Origin of the sequence: Sphingomicrobium sp., from assembly GCA_036563485.1 — a bacterium.
Lineage (GTDB): Bacteria > Pseudomonadota > Alphaproteobacteria > Sphingomonadales > Sphingomonadaceae > Sphingomicrobium.
In genome coordinates, this window is record DATCMI010000001.1 from 1,169,908 (window position 1) to 1,189,389 (window position 19,482).

General features: G+C 65.8%; 18 protein-coding genes. 14 read left to right on the plus strand and 4 right to left on the minus strand.

Annotated elements, in window-relative coordinates:
• The first annotated feature begins 99 nt into the window (after window positions 1-99).
• The 6 genes from VIL42_06140 to VIL42_06165 are packed head-to-tail and all read left to right on the plus strand — an operon-like array spanning window position 100 to window position 7,799.
• A complete protein-coding gene (locus tag VIL42_06140; protein HEY8592430.1) occupies window positions 100-2,412 on the plus strand; it encodes a transketolase in 2,313 nt (770 codons plus the stop codon).
• A gap of 10 nt (window positions 2,413-2,422) precedes the next feature.
• A complete protein-coding gene (locus VIL42_06145) occupies window positions 2,423-2,878 on the plus strand; it encodes a MaoC family dehydratase (GenBank protein HEY8592431.1) in 456 nt (151 codons plus the stop codon).
• Window positions 2,871-3,707, plus strand: coding sequence for a CoA ester lyase (locus VIL42_06150; GenBank protein ID HEY8592432.1), 837 nt, complete (start codon window positions 2,871-2,873; stop codon window positions 3,705-3,707). The genes VIL42_06145 and VIL42_06150 overlap by 8 nt, the downstream gene beginning before the upstream one ends.
• A gap of 3 nt (window positions 3,708-3,710) precedes the next feature.
• Entirely contained in the window at window positions 3,711-5,633 is a 1,923-nt protein-coding gene (gene acs, locus VIL42_06155) for an acetate--CoA ligase (protein HEY8592433.1), read from the plus strand.
• Window positions 5,630-6,100, plus strand: coding sequence for a DUF3833 family protein (locus tag VIL42_06160; protein HEY8592434.1), 471 nt, complete (start codon window positions 5,630-5,632; stop codon window positions 6,098-6,100). The genes acs and VIL42_06160 overlap by 4 nt, the downstream gene beginning before the upstream one ends.
• Window positions 6,101-6,143: 43 nt before the next feature.
• Window positions 6,144-7,799, plus strand: a complete 1,656-nt coding sequence (locus VIL42_06165) for an MFS transporter (GenBank protein ID HEY8592435.1) — start codon at window positions 6,144-6,146, stop codon at window positions 7,797-7,799.
• Window positions 7,800-7,803: 4 nt separating this feature from the next.
• Here VIL42_06165 and pgl read toward each other — a convergent pair whose 3' ends face one another.
• The 3 genes from pgl to VIL42_06180 all read right to left on the minus strand — a co-directional run bounded on the left by pgl (window position 7,804) and on the right by VIL42_06180 (window position 9,480).
• Window positions 7,804-8,508 (minus strand): 6-phosphogluconolactonase, encoded by a 705-nt coding sequence (gene pgl, locus VIL42_06170; GenBank protein ID HEY8592436.1) that lies wholly within the window; start codon window positions 8,506-8,508, stop codon window positions 7,804-7,806.
• Window positions 8,509-8,523: 15 nt separating this feature from the next.
• Window positions 8,524-9,234, minus strand: coding sequence for an energy transducer TonB (locus tag VIL42_06175; protein ID HEY8592437.1), 711 nt, complete (start codon window positions 9,232-9,234; stop codon window positions 8,524-8,526).
• A 117-nt stretch (window positions 9,235-9,351) separates the two neighbouring features.
• Window positions 9,352-9,480, minus strand: coding sequence for a KGG domain-containing protein (locus VIL42_06180; protein ID HEY8592438.1), 129 nt, complete (start codon window positions 9,478-9,480; stop codon window positions 9,352-9,354).
• A 212-nt stretch (window positions 9,481-9,692) separates the two neighbouring features.
• Between VIL42_06180 and VIL42_06185 the strand changes: the two genes are divergently transcribed.
• The 8 genes from VIL42_06185 to VIL42_06220 are packed head-to-tail and all read left to right on the plus strand — an operon-like array spanning window position 9,693 to window position 17,327.
• Window positions 9,693-11,552 (plus strand): PQQ-dependent dehydrogenase, methanol/ethanol family, encoded by a 1,860-nt coding sequence (locus VIL42_06185; GenBank protein HEY8592439.1) that lies wholly within the window; start codon window positions 9,693-9,695, stop codon window positions 11,550-11,552.
• Window positions 11,530-12,084 (plus strand): c-type cytochrome, encoded by a 555-nt coding sequence (locus VIL42_06190; GenBank protein ID HEY8592440.1) that lies wholly within the window; start codon window positions 11,530-11,532, stop codon window positions 12,082-12,084. Before VIL42_06185 ends, VIL42_06190 begins: the two co-directional genes overlap by 23 nt.
• A gap of 2 nt (window positions 12,085-12,086) precedes the next feature.
• Window positions 12,087-13,106, plus strand: coding sequence for a cytochrome c oxidase subunit II (coxB, locus tag VIL42_06195; GenBank protein ID HEY8592441.1), 1,020 nt, complete (start codon window positions 12,087-12,089; stop codon window positions 13,104-13,106).
• Window positions 13,103-15,118 carry a cytochrome c oxidase subunit I gene (gene ctaD, locus VIL42_06200; protein ID HEY8592442.1) on the plus strand — a complete coding sequence of 672 codons (2,016 nt, stop codon included), beginning with the start codon at window positions 13,103-13,105 and terminating at the stop codon, window positions 15,116-15,118. The genes coxB and ctaD overlap by 4 nt, the downstream gene beginning before the upstream one ends.
• Entirely contained in the window at window positions 15,115-15,726 is a 612-nt protein-coding gene (locus tag VIL42_06205; GenBank protein HEY8592443.1) for a cytochrome c oxidase subunit 3, read from the plus strand. Before ctaD ends, VIL42_06205 begins: the two co-directional genes overlap by 4 nt.
• Window positions 15,723-16,055, plus strand: a complete 333-nt coding sequence (locus tag VIL42_06210) for a hypothetical protein (GenBank protein ID HEY8592444.1) — start codon at window positions 15,723-15,725, stop codon at window positions 16,053-16,055. Before VIL42_06205 ends, VIL42_06210 begins: the two co-directional genes overlap by 4 nt.
• Window positions 16,043-16,930 (plus strand): cytochrome c oxidase assembly protein, encoded by an 888-nt coding sequence (locus tag VIL42_06215; GenBank protein ID HEY8592445.1) that lies wholly within the window; start codon window positions 16,043-16,045, stop codon window positions 16,928-16,930. The genes VIL42_06210 and VIL42_06215 overlap by 13 nt, the downstream gene beginning before the upstream one ends.
• Window positions 16,908-17,327, plus strand: coding sequence for a c-type cytochrome (locus tag VIL42_06220; GenBank protein HEY8592446.1), 420 nt, complete (start codon window positions 16,908-16,910; stop codon window positions 17,325-17,327). Before VIL42_06215 ends, VIL42_06220 begins: the two co-directional genes overlap by 23 nt.
• A 1-nt stretch (window position 17,328) precedes the next feature.
• On the opposite strand, the gene VIL42_06225 is transcribed toward VIL42_06220, so the two are convergent.
• Window positions 17,329-19,332 (minus strand): TonB-dependent receptor, encoded by a 2,004-nt coding sequence (locus VIL42_06225; GenBank protein ID HEY8592447.1) that lies wholly within the window; start codon window positions 19,330-19,332, stop codon window positions 17,329-17,331.
• Between the last annotated feature and the right edge of the window lie 150 nt (window positions 19,333-19,482).

Here is a 19,482-nt window from a genome sequence, read left to right on the forward strand (position 1 = left end):
GTGAGGACGCGCTGAAGCTTGTCCAAGCGCTGGATTCTTCTCTACGGCGCAAAGCGAACGGCAGGGCTCCGACAAGCGCCGGCCGAACGGAGTTTGCTTGTGCTGAAGCCCGTCACGACCGACATTGAAGCGCTGAAGACAGTCGAGGAGCGGCTGCGCTGGCTCTCCGCCTGGACCATCCACCACGCCAATCACATCCGCGAGAGTGCCGATGGCCTGAAGGTCGGCGGACACCAGGCGAGCTGCGCCTCCATGACGGCGATCATGGCCGCGCTTTATTTCCACGCGCTCGGCCCGAACGACCGGGTCGCGGTCAAGCCGCATGCCGGACCGGTGCTCCACGCCATTCACTATCTGCTCGGTTCGCAATCGCGCCAGGCGCTCGAGAATTTCCGCGGCTTCGGCGGCGCGCAGAGCTACCCCAGCCGCACCAAGGACCGCATCCCCGTCGACTTCTCGACCGGCTCGGTCGGCCTCGGCGTCGCGATCACGTTGTTCGCGAGCCTCGTGCAGGATTACCTCTCGGCCCGCGGCTCGCTCGAGGAGCAGGGCCGGGGCCGGTTCGTCGCGCTGATGGGCGATGCCGAACTCGACGAAGGCAATATCTACGAAGCCATTATCGAGGGCGCGAAGCATGACGTCCGCAACCTCTGGTGGATCGTCGATTACAACCGCCAGAGCCTCGATGCGACCAGCGCCGACCGCATGTTCGAGCGCTTCGACGAGATCTTCAAAAGCTGCGGCTGGCGCGTCGTCGAGCTTCGCTACGGCAAGACGCTCAAGGCCGCTCTGGACGGCAATACCGCGCTGAAAAGCTGGTTCGAGCAGCTGTCGAATGCCGACCTGTCCGGGCTCCACTACCAAGGCGGCGCCGCATGGCGGACGCGCATCGAGGCGGAGGTCGGCAAGAAGGCCGCGCCGTTCCTTGAGCAATATGACGACGAGGCGCTTGGGCGGCTGTTCACCGACCTTGGCGGCCATTGTATGGAGACCTTGGTCGAGGCTTTCGATGCCGCGCAGGACGATGTGCCGACCTTCTTCATTGCCTGGACGATCAAGGGCTTCGGCCTGCCGTTCGCCGGCCATAAGGACAATCACGCGGGGCTGATGAACCCGACGCAGACAGCGGCGCTGCGCGAGAGCATGGGTGTGCGCGAGGGACGGGAGTGGGAGCCGCTCGAAGGCATTGGCGACAATGCGCTGCCCGGCGTCGAAGCGCTGATCGAGCGCAGCCGGGTGGCGCGGGAAAAGCGTGGTCGCTCGTTCGGCAGCGTGAAGGTGCCGGCGCTCGCCGCTCCATCGGGTGAGGAGCAGTCGACCCAGGCCGCGTTCGGCCGCATCATGCTCGACCTGTCGAAGGCGGGCGGCGACCTCGCCGACCGGATCGTCACCACTTCACCGGACGTGACCGTATCGACCAACCTCGGCGCCTGGGTGAACCAGCGCGGCCTCTTCCGCCGCGCCGACATGCCGGACGTGTTCGCCAAGGCGAAGATCGCTTCCGCGCAGAAATGGGGCGCGACCAACCAGGGACAGCACATCGAACTGGGCATCGCGGAATCCAACCTGTTCCTGATGCTGGCGGCGGCGGGCCTGTCCGGAGAATTGTTCGGGACGCGCCTGTTCCCGGTCGGCACGCTCTACGATCCATTCATTGCGCGCGGCCTCGATAGCCTCAACTACGCCTGCTACCAGGACGCGCGCTTCCTGCTCGTCGCAACGCCGAGCGGCGTCACCCTTGGCCCGGAAGGCGGTGCCCACCAGTCGATCAACCCGCCGCTGATCGCGCTCGGGCAGCCGGGCCTGAGGCACTACGAACCGGCTTTCGCCGACGAGCTTGCCGCGATGATGGAAGAGGCCTTCCGGCTGATCGACGACCCCGACGGCGAAAGCACCTATTTGCGCCTGTCGACGCGAAGCATCACCCAGGTAGCGCGCATCGGAGACGAATGGCGCGCAGGCGCGCTCGCCGGCGGCTATTGGCTGCGCGAACCCGCCGCCGGTGCCGAAGCGGCGATCGTCGCCATGGGCGCGGTGTTGCCCGAAGCACTTGCCGCCTGGGACGAACTCAAGGACGACGTGCCCGGACTCGGCCTGCTCGCCGTCACCTCGCCCGACCTGCTCCACCGCGGCTGGACCGCCGCGCAGGCGAAGCGCTGGAGCGGGGCACGCGAGGCGAGCCATGCCGAACAGCTCCTCTCGCGCCTCTCACCGACTGCCGGCCTCGTCACCATCGCCGATGCGGCGCCCGCCTCATTGTCGTGGCTCGGCGGCGTACTCGGCCAGCGTGTCGCGCCGCTTGGCGTCGAGAAGTTCGGCCAGACCGGCAGCCTCGCCGACCTCTACGCGGCATACCGCCTCGACGGCGACGCAATCACGCAAGGCGTTGCCGAGCTTCTGCTCCCTGCCTAGGACGCAAAGCATGCCGGGACGCTTTTTTGATCAGTGGCAGGTTGGCGAGACGATCGCTCACCCGATCACCCGCACGGTGACCGAGACCGACAACCTCCTGTTCTCGACGCTCACGCACAACCCGCAGCCGCTGCACCTCGATGCCGAAGCGGCAAAGGGCAGCGAGTTCGGGCAGATCCTCGTCAACAGCTGCTTCACCTTCAGCCTGGTGGTCGGCGTCTCGGTTGCGGAGACGACGCTCGGCACGCTGATCGCCAACCTCGGCTTCGACGAAGTGAAATTCCCGAAGCCGGTGTTCCTCGGCGACACACTGCGGATCGAGAGTGAATGCGTCGCCACTCGCGCGAGCAATTCACGGCCGGGTGCGGGCATCGTCACTTGGGAGCATCGCGCCATCAACCAGCGCGGCGAGACGGTCTGCACGATGAAGCGTTCCGCGCTACTGCACGGCAGCAGCAATGGCTGAGCCGCGCAGCTGGCTGTTCGTGCCGGCGGACAGCGAGAAGAAGATCTTGAAGGCGCTGGAAAGCGAGGCCGATGCGCTCATTTTCGACCTCGAGGACAGCGTCGCGCCGGCGCAGAAGGCCGCCGCGCGTGATATTTTGAAGGGGCTTCCGAAGCGCTCCGGCGGTCCGCAGTGGTGGATGCGCATCAACCCGCTCGCGTCCGACTATCTGAAGGACGATCTGGAGCTGATCGGCAAGGCCGACATTCACGGCATCGTCCTGCCCAAGGCGGAGAGCGGCGCCGACGTCATCGAGCTCGCCCACCGCACCGGCAACATCCCGGTCCACGCGATCGTCACCGAAACGCCAGCCAGCCTGTTCGGCCTTTTGTCCTATCGCGATCCCAAGTCGCCCTTGGCCGCCATGAGCTGGGGTGCCGAGGACCTCTCCGCGGCGATCGGCGCGTCGGCGAAGACGGATGCCGATGGCGAGCTCAGCTTCACCTATAAGCTGGCGCGGTCGCTATGCCTTGCTGGCGCCGTTGCTGCGGGCGTGCAGCCGGTCGACGGCGTCTATGCCGACTTCCGCGATGAAGAGGGCTTGCGTTTGGAAGCCGAGGCTGCCCGCCGCGAAGGCTTCACCGGCAAGCTCGCGATCCACCCGGCGCAAGTGGCCGTGATCAACGCCGCCTTCACGCCGTCGGCCGACGAAGTGTCGCACGCCGAACAGGTGGTCGCCGCCTTCGAGGCGCATCCGGAAGCGGGCGTGTTGTCGGTCGGAGGCAAGATGGTCGACCGCCCGCATCTCGTTCAGGCGCGGCGCGTTCTGGAAAGGGCCACCAGGGAGTAGTCGATGGCTGAAGCGGTGCATCTAGTTCCTTCGGACTTCAACGCCCGCATCGGTCCTCAACAACTCGCCGAGCTGCACAGGCAGGCGGACAGCGATCCGGATCGCTTCTGGCTCGACCAGGCGCAGCGGCTGACCTGGGACAAATTTCCGACGCGGGCCGGCGACTGGTCGTTCGCCGAGGACGATTTCCGCATCCGCTGGTTTGAGGACGGGCAGCTCAACCTGTCCATAAATTGCCTCGACCGGCACCTTGCCGAACATGGCGACCGCACCGCCATCATTTTCGAAGCCGACGAACCCGACACAGGTCACCGCTGGACCTATCGCCAGCTCTACGAAGAGACCTGTCGTTTCGCCAACCTGCTGAAGCAGCGCAGCGTTCGGCGCGGCGACCGCGTCATGATCTACATGCCGATGATCCCGGAAGCCGCGGCGGCGATGCTCGCCTGCGCGCGGATCGGCGCGGTCCATTCGGTGGTGTTCGGCGGCTTCTCGCCGGAAAGCCTGCACGGCCGCATCGTCGACTGCGACGCGGTTGCCGTGATCACCGCCGACGAAGGCGTTCGCGGCGGCAAGCGCATCCCGCTCAAGCGCAATGTCGACCAGGCGCTCGAGCCGCGCGACGTCGGCACTGTGATCGTCGTCACGCGCACCGGAGGCGACGTGCCGCTGAAGGATGGCCGCGACGTCCTCTATTCGGACGTCCGCAACAGTCTCGGCATAGAATGCGAGCCGGAGGCGATGAACGCGGAAGACCCGTTGTTCATCCTCTACACGTCGGGCTCCACGGGAAAGCCCAAGGGCGTTGTGCACACGACCGGCGGCTACGCAGTCTGGGCGGCGACGACCTTCGACTGGATCTTCGACTATCGCGACGACGACATCTTCTGGTGCACTGCCGACGTCGGCTGGATCACCGGCCATTCGTATGTCGTCTACGGCCCGCTCGCGAACCGCGCGACGACGGTGATGTTCGATGGCGTCCCGAACTATCCCGACTTCGGCCGCTTCTGGGAGACGGTCGACAGGCTCGGCGTCACCATCTTCTACACGGCGCCGACGGCGATCCGCGCGCTGATGCGGGAAGGCGAAGCGCCGGTGAAGGCGCACAGCCGCAAGTCGCTGCGCCTGCTCGGAACGGTCGGCGAACCGATCAACCCCGAAGCCTGGGAATGGTATTGGCGCGTCGTCGGCGACGGCCGCTGCCCGGTCGTCGACACCTGGTGGCAGACGGAAACCGGCGGCATCCTGATGTCGCCCTTTCCTGGCGCGGTCGACATGAAGCCCGGCTCCGCGACCAAGCCGGTTCCCGGCATCAAGCCGCTCCTCCTCGACGCGGAACACAACATCCTGGAAGGCGCGACCAGCGGCAATCTGTGCCTCGCGACCTCATGGCCCGGGCAGATGCGCACCGTCTGGGGCGATCACGCCCGCTTCTTCGAGACCTACTTCAAGACCTATCCCGGACTGTACTTCACCGGCGACGGCTGCCGGCGGGACGAGGATGGCTATTATTGGATCACCGGCCGCGTCGACGATGTCATCAATGTGTCGGGCCATCGGATCGGCACTGCGGAGGTCGAAAGCGCCCTTGTCGCTCACCCGAAGGTCGCGGAAGCGGCGGTCGTTCCCTTTCCGCACGACATCAAGGGCCAGGCGATCTACGCTTATGTAACGCTCAACGCCGGGGAAGATGGTGACGACGCGTTGCGCGCGGAACTCAACCAGGCCGTCCGCAAGGATATCGGTGCACTGGCCGCGCCGGAGAAGATCCACTTCGCGACCGCGCTTCCCAAGACCCGTTCGGGCAAGATCATGCGCCGCATCCTGCGCAAGATCGCCGAAGGTGCCAGCGACGGCTTCGGCGACACCTCGACTCTGGCGGATCCGACGATCGTCGACTTCCTGCTTGCGGGCCGCCAATGATCGCCGTTCTCGTTGCGGCGGCTGTGGCGACATCGGACGCGGCACAGTTTGCGTTCAACCCGATCGACTTCTTCCGCGGCCGCACGCGCGGCGATGGCACGCTCAAGGTGCTCTTCCAGAAGCCGAAGCGTATCCAGGTCGAAAGCGAAGGCGTCGAGCAAAAGGACGGCACGCTGGTGCTGCGGCAGCTGATCAAGGAAGCCGGCAAGAAGCCGCGCACGAGGTTCTGGCGCCTTCGCCAGGTCGCGCCGAACCGCTTCGAAGGAACGCTGACCGACGCCGCGGGACCCGTTCGCGTCGACCTGGTCAAGCAAGGCGTGCGCATCCGCTATACCGCGCCCAATCATCTCAACTTCGACCAGCTGCTCGAACCTGCCGGACCTGGCGAAGTCCACAACCACATGCGGGTCAGGCGCTTCGGCGTCACCGTTGCCCGGCTAGAGGAAGTCATCCGCAAGCTGGACTGATCAAACGGAGCCGCTATCCCTCGCACCACTAGGGGGAGTGGGAATGGCAAGCGTAGCCGAAGCTGAAGAGCGCAAGCCGTGGTCGATGATGCGCGTGGTTGTCGCGTCGTCGGCGGGCACGGCGTTCGAATGGTATGACTTTTTCATCTTCGGCAGCCTGGCGCCTGTCATCTCCAAGGTGTTCTTCGCAGGCCTCGACCCCACGCCGGCGCTGGTCGCCGCGCTTGCGCTGTTCGCGGCCGGCTTCGCGTTCCGGCCGCTCGGAGCGCTGATCTTCGGGGTCGTTGGCGACCGGCTCGGGCGCAAGGGCGCCTTCCTGATCACTGTCAGCCTCATGGGCGGCGCGACTTTCCTGATCGGGCTGCTGCCGACCTATGCGCAGGCGGGCACGCTCGCCGCGGCCCTCCTCATCGTCTTGCGCATCCTCCAGGGGATCGCGCTTGGCGGCGAATATGGCGGCGCGGCGATCTATGTCGCCGAGCATGCGCCCGACGACAAGCGCGGCGCGTCGACTGGGTGGATTCAATCGTCGGCCTCATTCGGCCTCCTTGCAGCGCTGCTCGTCATCGTCGTGACGCGTACCGCGGTCGGCGAAGACGCGTTCGCAAGCTGGGGCTGGCGCATCCCGTTCCTGGTATCGGCCGTGCTCCTCGCCGTCTCGGTTTGGATGCGCGCGAAGCTCGCCGAGAGCCCGCAGTTCAAGAAGCTTCAGGAAGAAGGCGAGGTCGTCCGCCAGCCGCTGCGCGAATCCTTCGGGCGCTGGAGCAACGTCAAGCGCGTGCTCATCGCCTTCTTCGGCATCATGTGCGCGCAAGGTGCCGTCTGGTACTTCACTTTCTTCTACCTGCAGGTGTTCCTCGAACGGTCCCTCGGCCTGCCCGCCGCGACGAAGGACATGCTGCTGATCGTCATGACGCTCGTCAGTGCGCCGCTCTATGTTTTCTTCGGCTGGCTGAGCGACCGCGTTGGACGGAAGCCTGTCATGCTCGGCGGCATGCTGCTCGCCCTCGCGCTCTATTTCCCGGGTTCCTACTGGATCGCGGGCACTGCCAATCCGCAACTCGTCGCCGCCCAGGAAGCGACACCGATTTTCGTCGCAACCGACCCGTCCACCTGCTCCGCGCAGTTCGATCCGGTGGGCACGGCAAAGTTCGTCAGTGCCTGCGACATCGCGAAGAGCACCCTGATCACCAGGGGCATCTCGTTCGAGACCCGTCGGTCAGGCAATGGCCGGACGTATGTGATCGTCGGTACCGAAACCGTGCCGATTACGGGCGGTGAAGGGCTGTCTGGGGCGGAGCTCAAGTCGCTCAAGAGCGCGACCGGCGAGACGGTCAAGGCCGAGCTCACCGCGGCCGGCTATCCGGCGAGCGCTCATCCATCCACTGGCGAGCTCATCATGCTCACCGCGATCCTGCTGCTGTTCGTCGTCGCGGCGACGGCACTCTACGGGCCGCAAGCCGCCGCGCTCGTTGAAATGTTCCCGACGCGCATCCGCTACACGGCAATGTCGCTGCCTTACCATGTCGGCACCGGCTGGGTCGGCGGATTCTTGCCGGTCACCAGCTTCGCGCTGGTGGCGATCACCGGCGATATCTATCAGGGCCTTTGGTACGCCGTGATCTTCACCGCCATTTCGGTCTTCGTCTCGCTGTTCTTCCTCAAAGAAACGGCGGGCAGGCGCCTCGAGGACATCTAGCCGCTTAGGGGCACCAGTGAATGTCGATCGGCTGCTCCGCCTCGGCCAGGACGCGGCCGATCGGCAGCTTGGAGCTGTGGCCGTCGGCGATCGCCTGCTCAAGGATGTCGCGCTTGTCCTGGCCGGTGATGGTGATCAGCACGGTGCGCGCCGACAGGATCGACGCGCGCGTCAACGTCACCCGGGCAACCTCCGCTTCTGCCGGCATCGGGTCCGGCATGACCCCCACGGCACGTCGCGCCTTGGGCGCTTCGAGCGCGGCCTGGAGATCCGGCCCGGCGAAGATCGACGCTGTGTGCCCGTCCTTGCCCATGCCGAGCCAGACGAGGTCCGGCGGCCACGGGAGGTCCTGCAGACGCGCATCCGCCGCATTCCCCGCCATCTGGTAATCTTCCGCGGCTCCACCGGTTAGGGGGATGACGCGCGCGCCGAGCGGCAGGAAAGCCCGGGCAATCTCGCGCACATTCGACAGCTCGCTATCGACGGGCACGATCCGGTCGTCGGTGGGAACGATCGCGACCTTCTTCCACGGCAGCTTGGCGGCGGCGAGCTTGGCGAAAATGGCCGGTCCGGTCTTTCCGCCGGGCACTGCGACCAGCGACGCGTCGCGCGCGTCGATCGCGCTCTCGATGATGAACCCGACATCGCCGGCGACGGCGTCGGACAGCTCGTCGAGGGAATCATATTCCCACCATTCTGCTTCGATCATGTGAGTCCTTCTTAATTATCGCGGGGCTGGTTGCGCATATCCGAACCATCCCGCAACCGCCTGCCCGCGCCGGTTCAGCGCGGGACGGAAGCGAAGCCGGTCGTGCGCGATGTTGCAGAGCGTCGAATCGATCGCCGCAACGCCGGTCCCGCGGTCTACCGTGCATTCGCTGACGAATCCGCGCGCGTCCACCTTCAAGCGCAGGAAAACGGTCTGGCGGCCGGGCCACTGGTCGAGGATGGTCCTTGGAAAGTCGCGGCCTCGGAGCACCGGCGATGCAAGCCGCGGCGCAACCGCGACGCCGCCGTCGCCGCCCCCGCCGGACCCGCTGCCGCTGCCGGTGCCCGTTCCAGTGCCGGATCCGCCCGTACCGGTCCCCGGACCGGGGACCGGGGCGGCCCCCTGCGTCGGCGACGTACCCTGGCGCGGCGTCTCGCTGGTCGCGACTGTCGGGACTGGCGGCACGACGACCCTCGGCTTGATCCTTTTGATCGGCGTGGCCTCGCTCTTGAGGTTGGGCGCCGATCCGCCCGGATCGTCCTTCGGCTTGGGCCTGGCTTTCTCTTGCTGCGGCGGAGGCGGCGGTGGCGGTGGTGGCGGGGGTGGCGGGTCCGGCGTCAGGTCGAACGTGCGAATGGCGCTGTCCACCCCCGGCAAATCCATCTGACCCGACAGGTTCAGGAGCGCGAACACAAGCGCCGCATGCAGCGCCACAACGGCCGCCATGGCGCCGCTTCTTTGTTTGGTGTCGATGTCGTTGCGGTAGGACACAGCGAACTAACGCCGTGCCGACTGCTGCGTTGCGGCAGCCGCCGATTGGGGCAAGCGGCTGCCGATCCCGCTTTACCGTTTCGTGCTCTTGCGCCCGCCGCCGTGACTGGCCTTGCCGCCCTTGCTTGCGATCTCGCGCTGCTTGGCCGGATCCATCGCTGCGAAGCCGCGCTTGGAGCCGCCGCTTTTGCTCGTTGCCATCCTTGTTCCTCCCGTTGAGTGACAAGGCGATAACCGACCAGCGAGACGGCAGTTCACAATGCTGATCGAGGTTAGAAACAGCCGTAGGAACAGCTGTTACGATCCTCTTCGTGACAAATCTGTTGCACGCGCGGAACCAATTCGCGTTGCAGCGGATTGTGCAGCAGCATCTTCTCAGATCATGCGAGGATGCTGCGTATTAAGGGGGCTGGATGCTGCGAAAGGGAAGCGCAGTCATTTCGGTCGCTATTCTCGCGCTTGCGGGCGCGAGCCTTGCGGCATGTGACCGGAAGACTGACGATCAAGGTACGGGGGCGAAGGCTTACGCCTCGCTGCCCGGTGGTCCAAGAGCGACTCCCGCAGCGGCGGCTTTCCCGCAGGACGACGGCAATTGGACCATGCCGTCGAAGGACTATGCGGCGTCCCGCTTTTCGGCGCTAAACCAAATCACGCCCGCGAACGTCGGTAATCTCAACCTTGCGTTCACCTTCTCGACCGGCACCGTCAAAGGGTTCGAAGCGCCGCCGTTGGTCGTCGACGGGACGATGTATATCATCACGCCCTACCCGAATAATCTCTACGCACTCGACCTGACTAAGCCGGGTGCCCCGACGAAATGGGTGTTCAAGCCGAAGCCTGCGGCAGCGGCGCAGGGCGTCGCCTGCTGCGACGTGGTGAACCGCGGCGCCGTCTACGATTCCGGCAAGATCTTCTTCAACACGCTCGACGGCCAGACGATCGCGGTGGATGCGAACAGCGGCCAGCTCGCGTGGCGCACGCAACTCGGAAACATCCAGCGCGGCGAGACCATCACCATGGCGCCGCTGGTCGCGGGCGGCAAGGTGCTGGTCGGCAATTCCGGCGGTGAAATGGGCGTGCGCGGCTGGCTCGCGGCGCTCGATGCCGGGAGCGGCAAGCTCGCGTGGAAAGCTTATAGCACGGGCCCAGACAAGGACGTCCTGATCGACGGCGACTTCAAGCCATTCTACGCGATGGATCGCGGCAAGGACCTAGGCGTCAAGTCGTGGCCGCCCGAACAGTGGAAGATCGGCGGCGGCACCGTCTGGGGCTGGATCAGCTACGATCCGGAAACGAAGATAATCTTCTACGGGACCGGCAACCCGGGTCCCTGGAACCCGGAGCAGCGGCCGGGCGACAACAAGTGGACAACGGGCGTTTTCGCCCGTGATGTCGAGACGGGGAAGGCGCGCTGGTTTTACCAGACGACGCCGCACGATTTGTTCGACCACGACGATATCAACGAGATTATCCTTGCGGACATCCCGGCGAACGGCGGCCGACGACCCGTTATGCTTCGTCCCGCGCGCAACGGCTTTTTCTACGTCCACGACCGGCGCACCGGCCAGGTGCTGAGCGCCGCGCCATTCGGCTATGTGAACGCCTACAAGGGCGTCGATCTTCGCACCGGCAAGATCGTCCCCAACCACGAAAAAGACCCCAAGGTCGGCCGCATCGTGCGCGACATCTGCCCGGCAGCGCCGGGGCTGAAGGACTGGAATCCGGCCGCGTTCAGCCCGGTGACGGGCCTCGTCTACATCCCGCACAATAACCTGTGCATGGACTTCGGCGCGATGCAGGCGAACTATATCGCCGGCACACCCTACGTCGGCGCCGACGTGAAGATGTATGCCGGGCCAGGCGGCAATCGCGGCGCCTTCACGGCCTGGGATCCGCTTCGCCAGCGCAAGGTGTGGGAGATCCCGGAAGACTTCCCGGTGTGGAGCCCCGCACTGGCCACCGCGGGTGGGCTGATCTTCTACGGAACCATGGACGGCTGGTTCAAGGCGGTCGACGCCCGCAACGGCAAGCTCGTCTGGCGCTTCAAAGCGGGCAGCGGGATCATCGCCCAGCCGATCAGCTACCGCGGGCCGGACGGTCGCCAATATATTGCGGTCATCGCGGGCGTCGGCGGATGGCCAGGCGTGGTCGTCTCGAACAACACCGATCCCAAGGACCCGACGGCAGCGCTCGGCTTCGCCAATGCGATGAAGGACCTGCCGATGAAAACGACTGCGGGAGGCATGCTCTATGTCTTTGCCCTTCCGCGCTAGCTTGCTCGTCGCCGGCGCCGCCGGGCTGCTGCTTGCAGCCTGCGATCGCGAAGAGCATCATTCGCGCGCCAAGCCCTTCGGTGAAACCATCCCCGCGAGCGCCAGCCCCCCGACGGTCTTTCCCGGGAACAGCGCGCCTCCGGGCAAGGACTTCCGCGCTGCCGTCTACGACAACAATGCGAACGCGATCGGCCGCGGGCAGCAGCTCTACATACAGATGAATTGCGTCGGCTGTCACAGCCATGGCGGCGGCGGAATGGGCCCCCCGCTGATGGACGATGAGTGGCGCTATGGCAGCAGCATCGACCAGATTGCGGCGACGATTGCGGAAGGTCGGCCGAACGGCATGCCGGCGTGGCGCGGCAAGCTCACCGAAGACCAGATCTATCAGATCTCGGCTTATGTCCGCTCTCTGTCCGGCTTGCCGAGCAAGGATGCCGTGTCGAGCCGGGCCGAAGGGATGAGCGCCGGCACCCCGCAGACGCTGACGCCGCATCCCGACACCAAGAATTCGGACGCCCCCAAACAATGAGCGTGCGCGCGCGTTCGGCCGCAGCCATGTTCCTGCTGCTCGTCGCCGGCTGCTCGTACCAGAATTACCAGTCCGACTTCGGCAGCGCGTCGATCCAGGATCAGCAATTTTTGACGCTGTTCTGGATTTTCGTCGCGGTTTGCGCCGTCATGTATGTGCTGGTGCTGGGGTTCATGATCGCGGCCATGATCCGCCGCAACCGCACCCGCGACCTCAATGTCGTCGAGACAGGCCGGCATCATCGCAGCCATCCGGCGCTCACGGCGACGCTCACCGGCTGGGCCGCCCTGATCGGCATTGGCCTCGCCATCCTCGCCGTTGCAAGCTTCGTTGCCGACCGCTCCATGGCTCAAGCTGCGACTAACGAGAAGCTGGCGATCAGGATCACCGGCAATCAGTGGTGGTGGGACATCGTCTACAAGTCCGACACGCCTTCAAAGACGCTGCGCACCGCAAATGAGCTTCACCTGCCCGTCGGCGTTCCGACGCGAATCTATCTCAACAGCGCGGATGTCATCCACAGCTTCTGGGTGCCTAGCCTCGGCGGCAAGCAGGACCTCATCCCCGGACGTGAGAACGACATCACGGTCACGCCGACGAAAGCTGGCATCTACCGCGGACAATGTGCGGAATTCTGCGGCGTCCAACACGCCAAAATGGCGATGGTGGTGGTCGTCGAACCGTATGCCGATTTCGTGAAATGGTGGGACGCGCAGCTGCAGCCGGCAGCGCCGCCGCGCACGCCTGAACAGCTCGCGGGCTTTCAATATGTGACCAGCGGTCCGTGCAGCGCTTGCCACAATATCGGTGGCACGCCAGCGAGCGGCCAGATCGCGCCCGACCTCACGCACATCGCCAGCCGCAGGAGCCTGGCGGCGGGCACGCTGCCGATGAACCGCGGGAACCTCCATGGCTGGATCGCCGACCCGCAGTCGCTCAAGCCCGGCAACAAGATGCCGACCATCGGCATGGAGGCGAAGCAATTGCACGGCGTCGTCGCTTATCTCGAGAGCCTCAAATGACCGACAGGGCGACCGGCAAATCTGAAGGGGCGATGGGGCGGCCTGCTCCCGGGGAGCGTGATCGCATCGAGGCCGAAAACCGCCAACTCGAGCAACAGCGCAAGAAAATCGCACGCGATGGCCCGAAGCTCACCGGCGAGAAGCTTGCGATGCGCCTCGAAGCGACGTGGCGGCGGCCGCCCGGCTTCGTCGGTTGGCTCTCGACCGTCGACCACAAGGAGATCGGACGCCGCTACATCATCACCGCGCTGCTGTTCCTGGCGCTGGCCGGCGTGCTTGCCCTGGCCATGCGCATGCAGCTTGCGCAACCCGACGCGGCGCTGATCGGCCCGGACCGGTACAATCAGATCTTCACCATGCACGGCACGACGATGATGTTCCTGTTCGCCGTGCCGGTGATGGAAGGCGTGGCACTTTACCTCATCCCGCTGATGGTCGGGACGCGCAACTCCGCGTTCCCGCGTCTCAACGCCTTCAGCTACTTCATGTACCTGTTTGGCGGGCTGCTGCTTTGGGGCGCCTTCCTTCTCAACATCGCGCCGGACATGGGGTGGTTCGCCTACACGCCGCTCTCAGGCCCGCAATATTCGCCCGGCAAACGCGCCGACATCTGGGCGCAGATGGTGACCTTCACGGAAGTCGCCGCACTGTCGGCAGCCGTCGTGCTGACGAGCACGATCCTGAAGCTTCGCGCCCCCGGCATGACGCTCGCGCGCATGCCGCTGTTCGCCTGGGCGATGCTGGTCGTCGCAGTGATGATCATCTTTTCGATGCCGTCCGTCGCGCTTGCGTCGGGCATGCTGCTGTCGGACCGGCTGATCGGCACGCATTTCTTCAACGCCTACGAACATGGCGACAATCTGTTGTGGCAGCACCTGTTCTGGTTCTTCGGCCACCCGGAAGTCTACATCATCTTCCTTCCGGCGACGGGCTTCGTCAGCATGATCGTCGAGACCTTCTGCCGCCGCCCGATCTTCGGCCATTCGGTCGTCGTGCTGGCGCTCGTATCGACCGGCATTCTGTCGTTCGGCCTATGGGTCCACCACATGTTCACGACCGGCCTCCCGCGGGTCGGTTACAGCTTCTTCACCGCTGCAAGCATGACGGTCGCCATCCCGACGGGCCTCCAGATCTTCTGCTGGATTGCGACGATGTGGGACGGGCGGCCACGCTTCGCGGTGCCGATGCTTTACGTCATCGGCTTCATCGTCACCTTCGTCATCGGCGGGCTTACCGGCGTGATGCTGGCCGCCGTGCCGATCGACCTGCAGCTGCACGATACCTACTTCGTCGTCGCCCATTTCCATTATGTGCTGATCGGCGGCGCGGTGTTCCCGCTGCTCGGCGCGCTGACTTACTGGTATCCGAAGATCACCGGTCGCATGATGAGCGAGAGGCTGGGCAAGATCGGTTTCTGGACGATGTTCATCGGCTTCCAGGTCGCATTCTTCCCGATGCACATCGCGGGAATGCTCGGCATGCCGCGGCGCGTGTACACCTATCCTGCCGGACTTGGTCTCGAGATCCCCAACCTCATCTCGACGGTTGGTTCGTTCGCGGTCGCGGCGGCCGTGGTCATGTTCGTCGTGAATGGAGTCATGTCGCTGTACCGCGGCAAGATCGCCACCGCGAACCCTTGGGACGGCGCGACGCTCGAATGGGCGACCAGTTCGCCGCCGCCCCCGTACAACTTCCCGCACATTCCTGCAGTCGAGAGCAACACGCCCTTGTGGGATTCGCCCGGTGAGCTTCCCGTCGTCACCGGCCTGCGCGTGGACGACAAGGAGCTGCTGGTCACGACGGTCGTCGCGGCAACGCCGGACCTGCGCGAACCCGTCCCGCACCCGAGTGTCTGGCCGTTCATCGCCGCCGTCGCGACGGCGATCGTTTTCATCTGCTCGATCTTCTCCCCCTGGGCGCTCGCCTTCGGGCTTATCCCCGCCGCGATCGCCCTGATTTGCTGGTTCTGGCCCAAAGAACTCAAGCGCCAGCCGGAGCCGGTGATCACATGATGGGGGACGTGCGCTTCACCCAGGATGTCGCCGAGCTGCCGACCCACAAGTTCGGGCCGAGCAGCCTCACCTGGTGGGGCATCATCGCCTTCATGGTCATCGAGGGCATGTTCTTCGCCCTCGCGTTCGCTGCTTATTTCATGATCATGGGGCATGAGCAGGGATGGCCGCCGGAGGGTCGCCAGGCCGCGGACCTCATCCCCGGAACCCTGTTCACGATCGGCATCCTGCTCAGCGAGATTCCAAACACGATCATCAAGAAAGCGGCGGAACGCTACGACACGCCGGCGGTGCGGCTGTGGATGCCGATCATGGTCGCGATCGGCGCGGCGCTGCTGATCATCCGCGGCTTCGAGTTCAACAATCTCAACTGCCGCTGGACCGATGATGCGTACAGCTCGATCATCTGGGCGCTGCTGCTCCTCCACACGACGCACTTGCTCACCGACTGGATCGACACGATCGTCCTCGCCGCCCTGATGAACACGGACGAGGGTTACGAAGGGCGGCGCTTCGTCGATGTCGACGAGAACAGCCTTTACTGGCGCTACGTGTGGCTGATGTGGCTGCCGATCTACGCCACGATCTACCTGGTGCCGCGGCTGTGAAGACGGAGTCCTTCCGCGACCGTTTCATGCCCTGGTCCGGCCTCGCACTGGGGACGTTGGGGACGGGCATCGCCCACCAGCTCGGCGCCGACGCCACCTTCCAGGATTGCACCGTTGGAAGCCCGCTGGTCGTCATCATCGCGACGGTCGTCGGACTCATCCTGGTCGCGCTCGGCGCATTCGGCTCATGGCGCGTGTACGCCGGCAAGAACGAAGGGCCGGCGCGCCACCTCGTCGCCAGCGTGTCGCTGATGGCCTGCGCCCTGTTCGCGATGGCCGTGATCCTGCCGTTCATCGCCGCAATGCTGATCCCGCGATGCTTCCAATAAGGGCAATCTTCGCGCTTGTGGTGGCGTCGATCGCGACGCCGGCGTTCGCGCATGCGCGCGAAGATCATGGCCTCGGCTGGACTTGGAGCCCGCTGCTGACGGTGCCGCTCGCGCTCACGCTGATCGTCTACCTGGTCGGTTGGCGGCGATTGTCCAAGCGCGCATCCAAGCCGCCCGCGGGCGTCGGCTACTTCCTCAGCGGCTGGCTGGTTTTGACACTCTCGCTTGTCTCGCCGCTGCACGAGGCGGGCGAGCGAAGCTTCACCATGCACATGATCGAACATGAGCTGATCATGCTCGTCGCGACCCTGCTTCTTGCCATGTCGAGTGCGGGCGGGATGCTCGCCTGGGGCTTGCCTCGCTCAGTGCGCCTGGCGCTCGGCGGCAATTGGACGTCGCCGCTCCAGCGCACGTGGAAAGTCTTGACGGAGCCGGTGACCGCAACCGCGATCCAGGCCGTCGTCATGTGGGGATGGCACGCCCCGATGCTGTTCAACCTCGCCCTTCAGCGGACCGGCTGGCACATCGCCCAGCACGCCAGCTTCGTCGTCAGCGCGCTCCTCTTTTGGTGGGCGATGCTGCACCCGCGCGGCCGAGCCAGCGGCTATGGCGTGTCCGCCGCCTGCCTGTTCGCCACGTCGCTGATCGGCGGCGCTCTGGGCGCGTTGATGAGCGTCTCCGACAGTCCCTGGTATTCGGCTTACGCGGCCATGGGCATGGCGCCGTTCGGGCTGGACCCGGTCGACGACCAGCGGCTTGCAGGGCTGATCATGTGGGTGCCGGGCGGGCTGTTCCATGGCGTCGCCGCGCTCGTGCTCGCGTACAAATGGCTCAAGGCCTCGGAGGGCGAGCATGTTGCGCTCAATCTCCACTAAGAAAGCGTTCGCCCTCCTCGCCATCCTCGTCGTTGCGGCGATCCTGATCGGAGTCGTTCGCGAGTATGCGCAGCAGCGCACCAGGCTTCGTACCCATGCAGCGACGATGACGGGCGGCGACCCGCGGCGCGGCGAAGCGATGTTCATCCAGTACGGCTGCGGCAGCTGCCATCACATGACCGCGGTGCGCAACGCGACCGGCATGGTCGGGCCGCCGCTCGACACGATCGGGCTGCGCGCGATCGTCGGCGGGCGTCTCGCCAATAATCCAGCCAACATGGAGAAGTGGATCCGCGATCCGCAGCAGGTGTCGCCGGGGACGGCCATGCCTGACCTCAACGTCGGTGCGCAGGACGCACGCGACATTACGGCGTTCCTCTACACGCGGGCGAAATAGCTCAGCGCAGGCGCAGGCCGATCCACAGCGTCCGAGGCATCGCGCGTTCCACCGAGCCGTCGCCGTTCACCGCTGCCATCACCAAGGCATTCGCCAAATTCTCGCCGCGCGCGACGATCTGGAGCCGTTTGCTCAACGGCCATGATGCGAATGCGTCGAACGTGGTCGCGCCGCTCAGCGTGCGCGTGTTGAGGTCGTCCTCGAACTGCTTGCCGACCCGCCGCAGCACGACCTGCAGCGCCTTGCCCTCCCGCTCCCATCCGCCGGCGAGCGCCGCGGTGAAGTTGGGGGTTTGCGCCGGGCGGAGCCCATCGAGCAATGCAGCGGGGCCGCTCGCGCTCATGCGAGCGCGCGTCAGGCTGGCGCCGACCCGCGCGAACCAGGCGTCGCGAGTCCATTCCGCCGACCCTTCGACGCCGCGCACCCGCACCCCGTCGACATTCTGCCGCTGCCGGTAGGTGCCACCCAGAGGCACGAAGCCGACGCCCGGGAAGACACCCGGGCCCTGGCCCAAAGTGACGTTCGCGATCGATTCCCGCAGCCGGTTGACGAAACCGGTCAACTTGAGCGCCAGCGGCCCGCGTCGGTAGTCGACGCCGCCCTCGACGCCGGCGACCCGCTCAGGGTCGAGCGCGGCATTGGCGGCAGTCGCGTCCTGTCCGGCGCGAAACGGCCGGAACAGTTCGTTGAGCGTCGGCATGCGCCAGCCGAGATAGACGGCGCCACGAATGCTGACGCCGGCACCGGCCGGCATCGAGAAGCCAGCGCGCGCGGTCGGCAGCCAGCCGCTGCGCCTGGCGTCCTCCTGATCGGTCAGGATCGCACCAGTGGCGATCGTCTCTTCGAACAGATGGCCGTTAGCGATCGACCAGCGGTCGAGTCGTACGCCGCCGGTGACGGTTGCGCGGCCGAGCTCGGCGCTGGTCTCCGCGAAGAGGCCGGCTGTCCAGCTTTCCCCTCCGGCGGCGCGGCGGCGCGTCGGGCTGCCGGCGACATAAGAATAGAATTCCCGGGACTCGCCGGTGGTACGCCGCGCATCGGCGCCGATGCGCAGCTCGACCCCTTGGGGCATCGGCGGCCGCACCTCGACGCTGCCGCCGGCACCATATGAAGGTACCGAATATTGAAGCGAGGCGCGCGTCGCGGCGGCCCTGTCGGGCGCGACGCTGGCGAAGCTGCTCATCAGATTGCGCCATTGCCAATAGCCGAGCGCGCTCCACTGCCAGGCACCACGGCCAACCAGCCGAAGCGATGCGTCAGCGCCATTGGTGCGGTTCTCGGTGAATGCGACACCTCGGGTCCGCCAGTCGTGGAAACCGGCGACCGTTGCCTGCAGCTCGGCGGCGTCGCCGATCGGCGTGACAAACCGAGCGCGGCCGTTGAACGCGCGGTAGGGCGCCCGGACATCGGCAGCGCCCCGCGTCGCTTCAGTAACAGGGACGAAGCCGTCGCCCCGCTGTGCGCGTGCGGAAAGCACGAACACGCCGCCGGCCACGTGCGCACCTAGCCACGCCCCGCCGTCGATCGACTTTCGACTGCCGACGTCGATGTCGCCCGCAACGCCGGCGTCCGAACGGCTCGTCATCTCAATCGTGCCGGCGAGCGCGCCGGGACCGTTCGCAACCGAACCGCCGCCACGCACGACACGAATGTCAGAGAGGTCCGCCGGGTCGTAGGCCGGCCAATTGACCCAGCCGCCGAACGGGTCGGTCTGCGGGACCCCGTCGAGCACCAGCAAGGCGCGGCTCGAAGCATTGCCGCCGAGCGCGCGAAGCGTGACGCCCTGGCTCGTCGGGTGGCCGCTCCGGGCGTCGGATCGGCGGAACAGCTGCACCCCGGGCACGTTCTTCAGGAGCTGGTCGAGCTGCTGGCTCGGCGAGCGTTCGATCTCCCGCCGCGAAATTCGCTGTACGTCGTAGACGCCGTAGGCGGTCGACTGCGGCAACGCTTCGCCGGTGATGACGATCGCCGCCTGCGGCGGCTGCGGCGGCAAAGCCTGCGGCACGCCTAGAGGATGTCGTTGATCGTGACGACGATGGTCAGGATGCAGGTCGCGACGACGGCGAGAAGCGCCCACGGCGCCCACCACGGCCACGACAGCTGGTTGGTTTTGTCATGCTCGGCCATCGAAAAGCTTCAATGCCTGAAAGCTCCA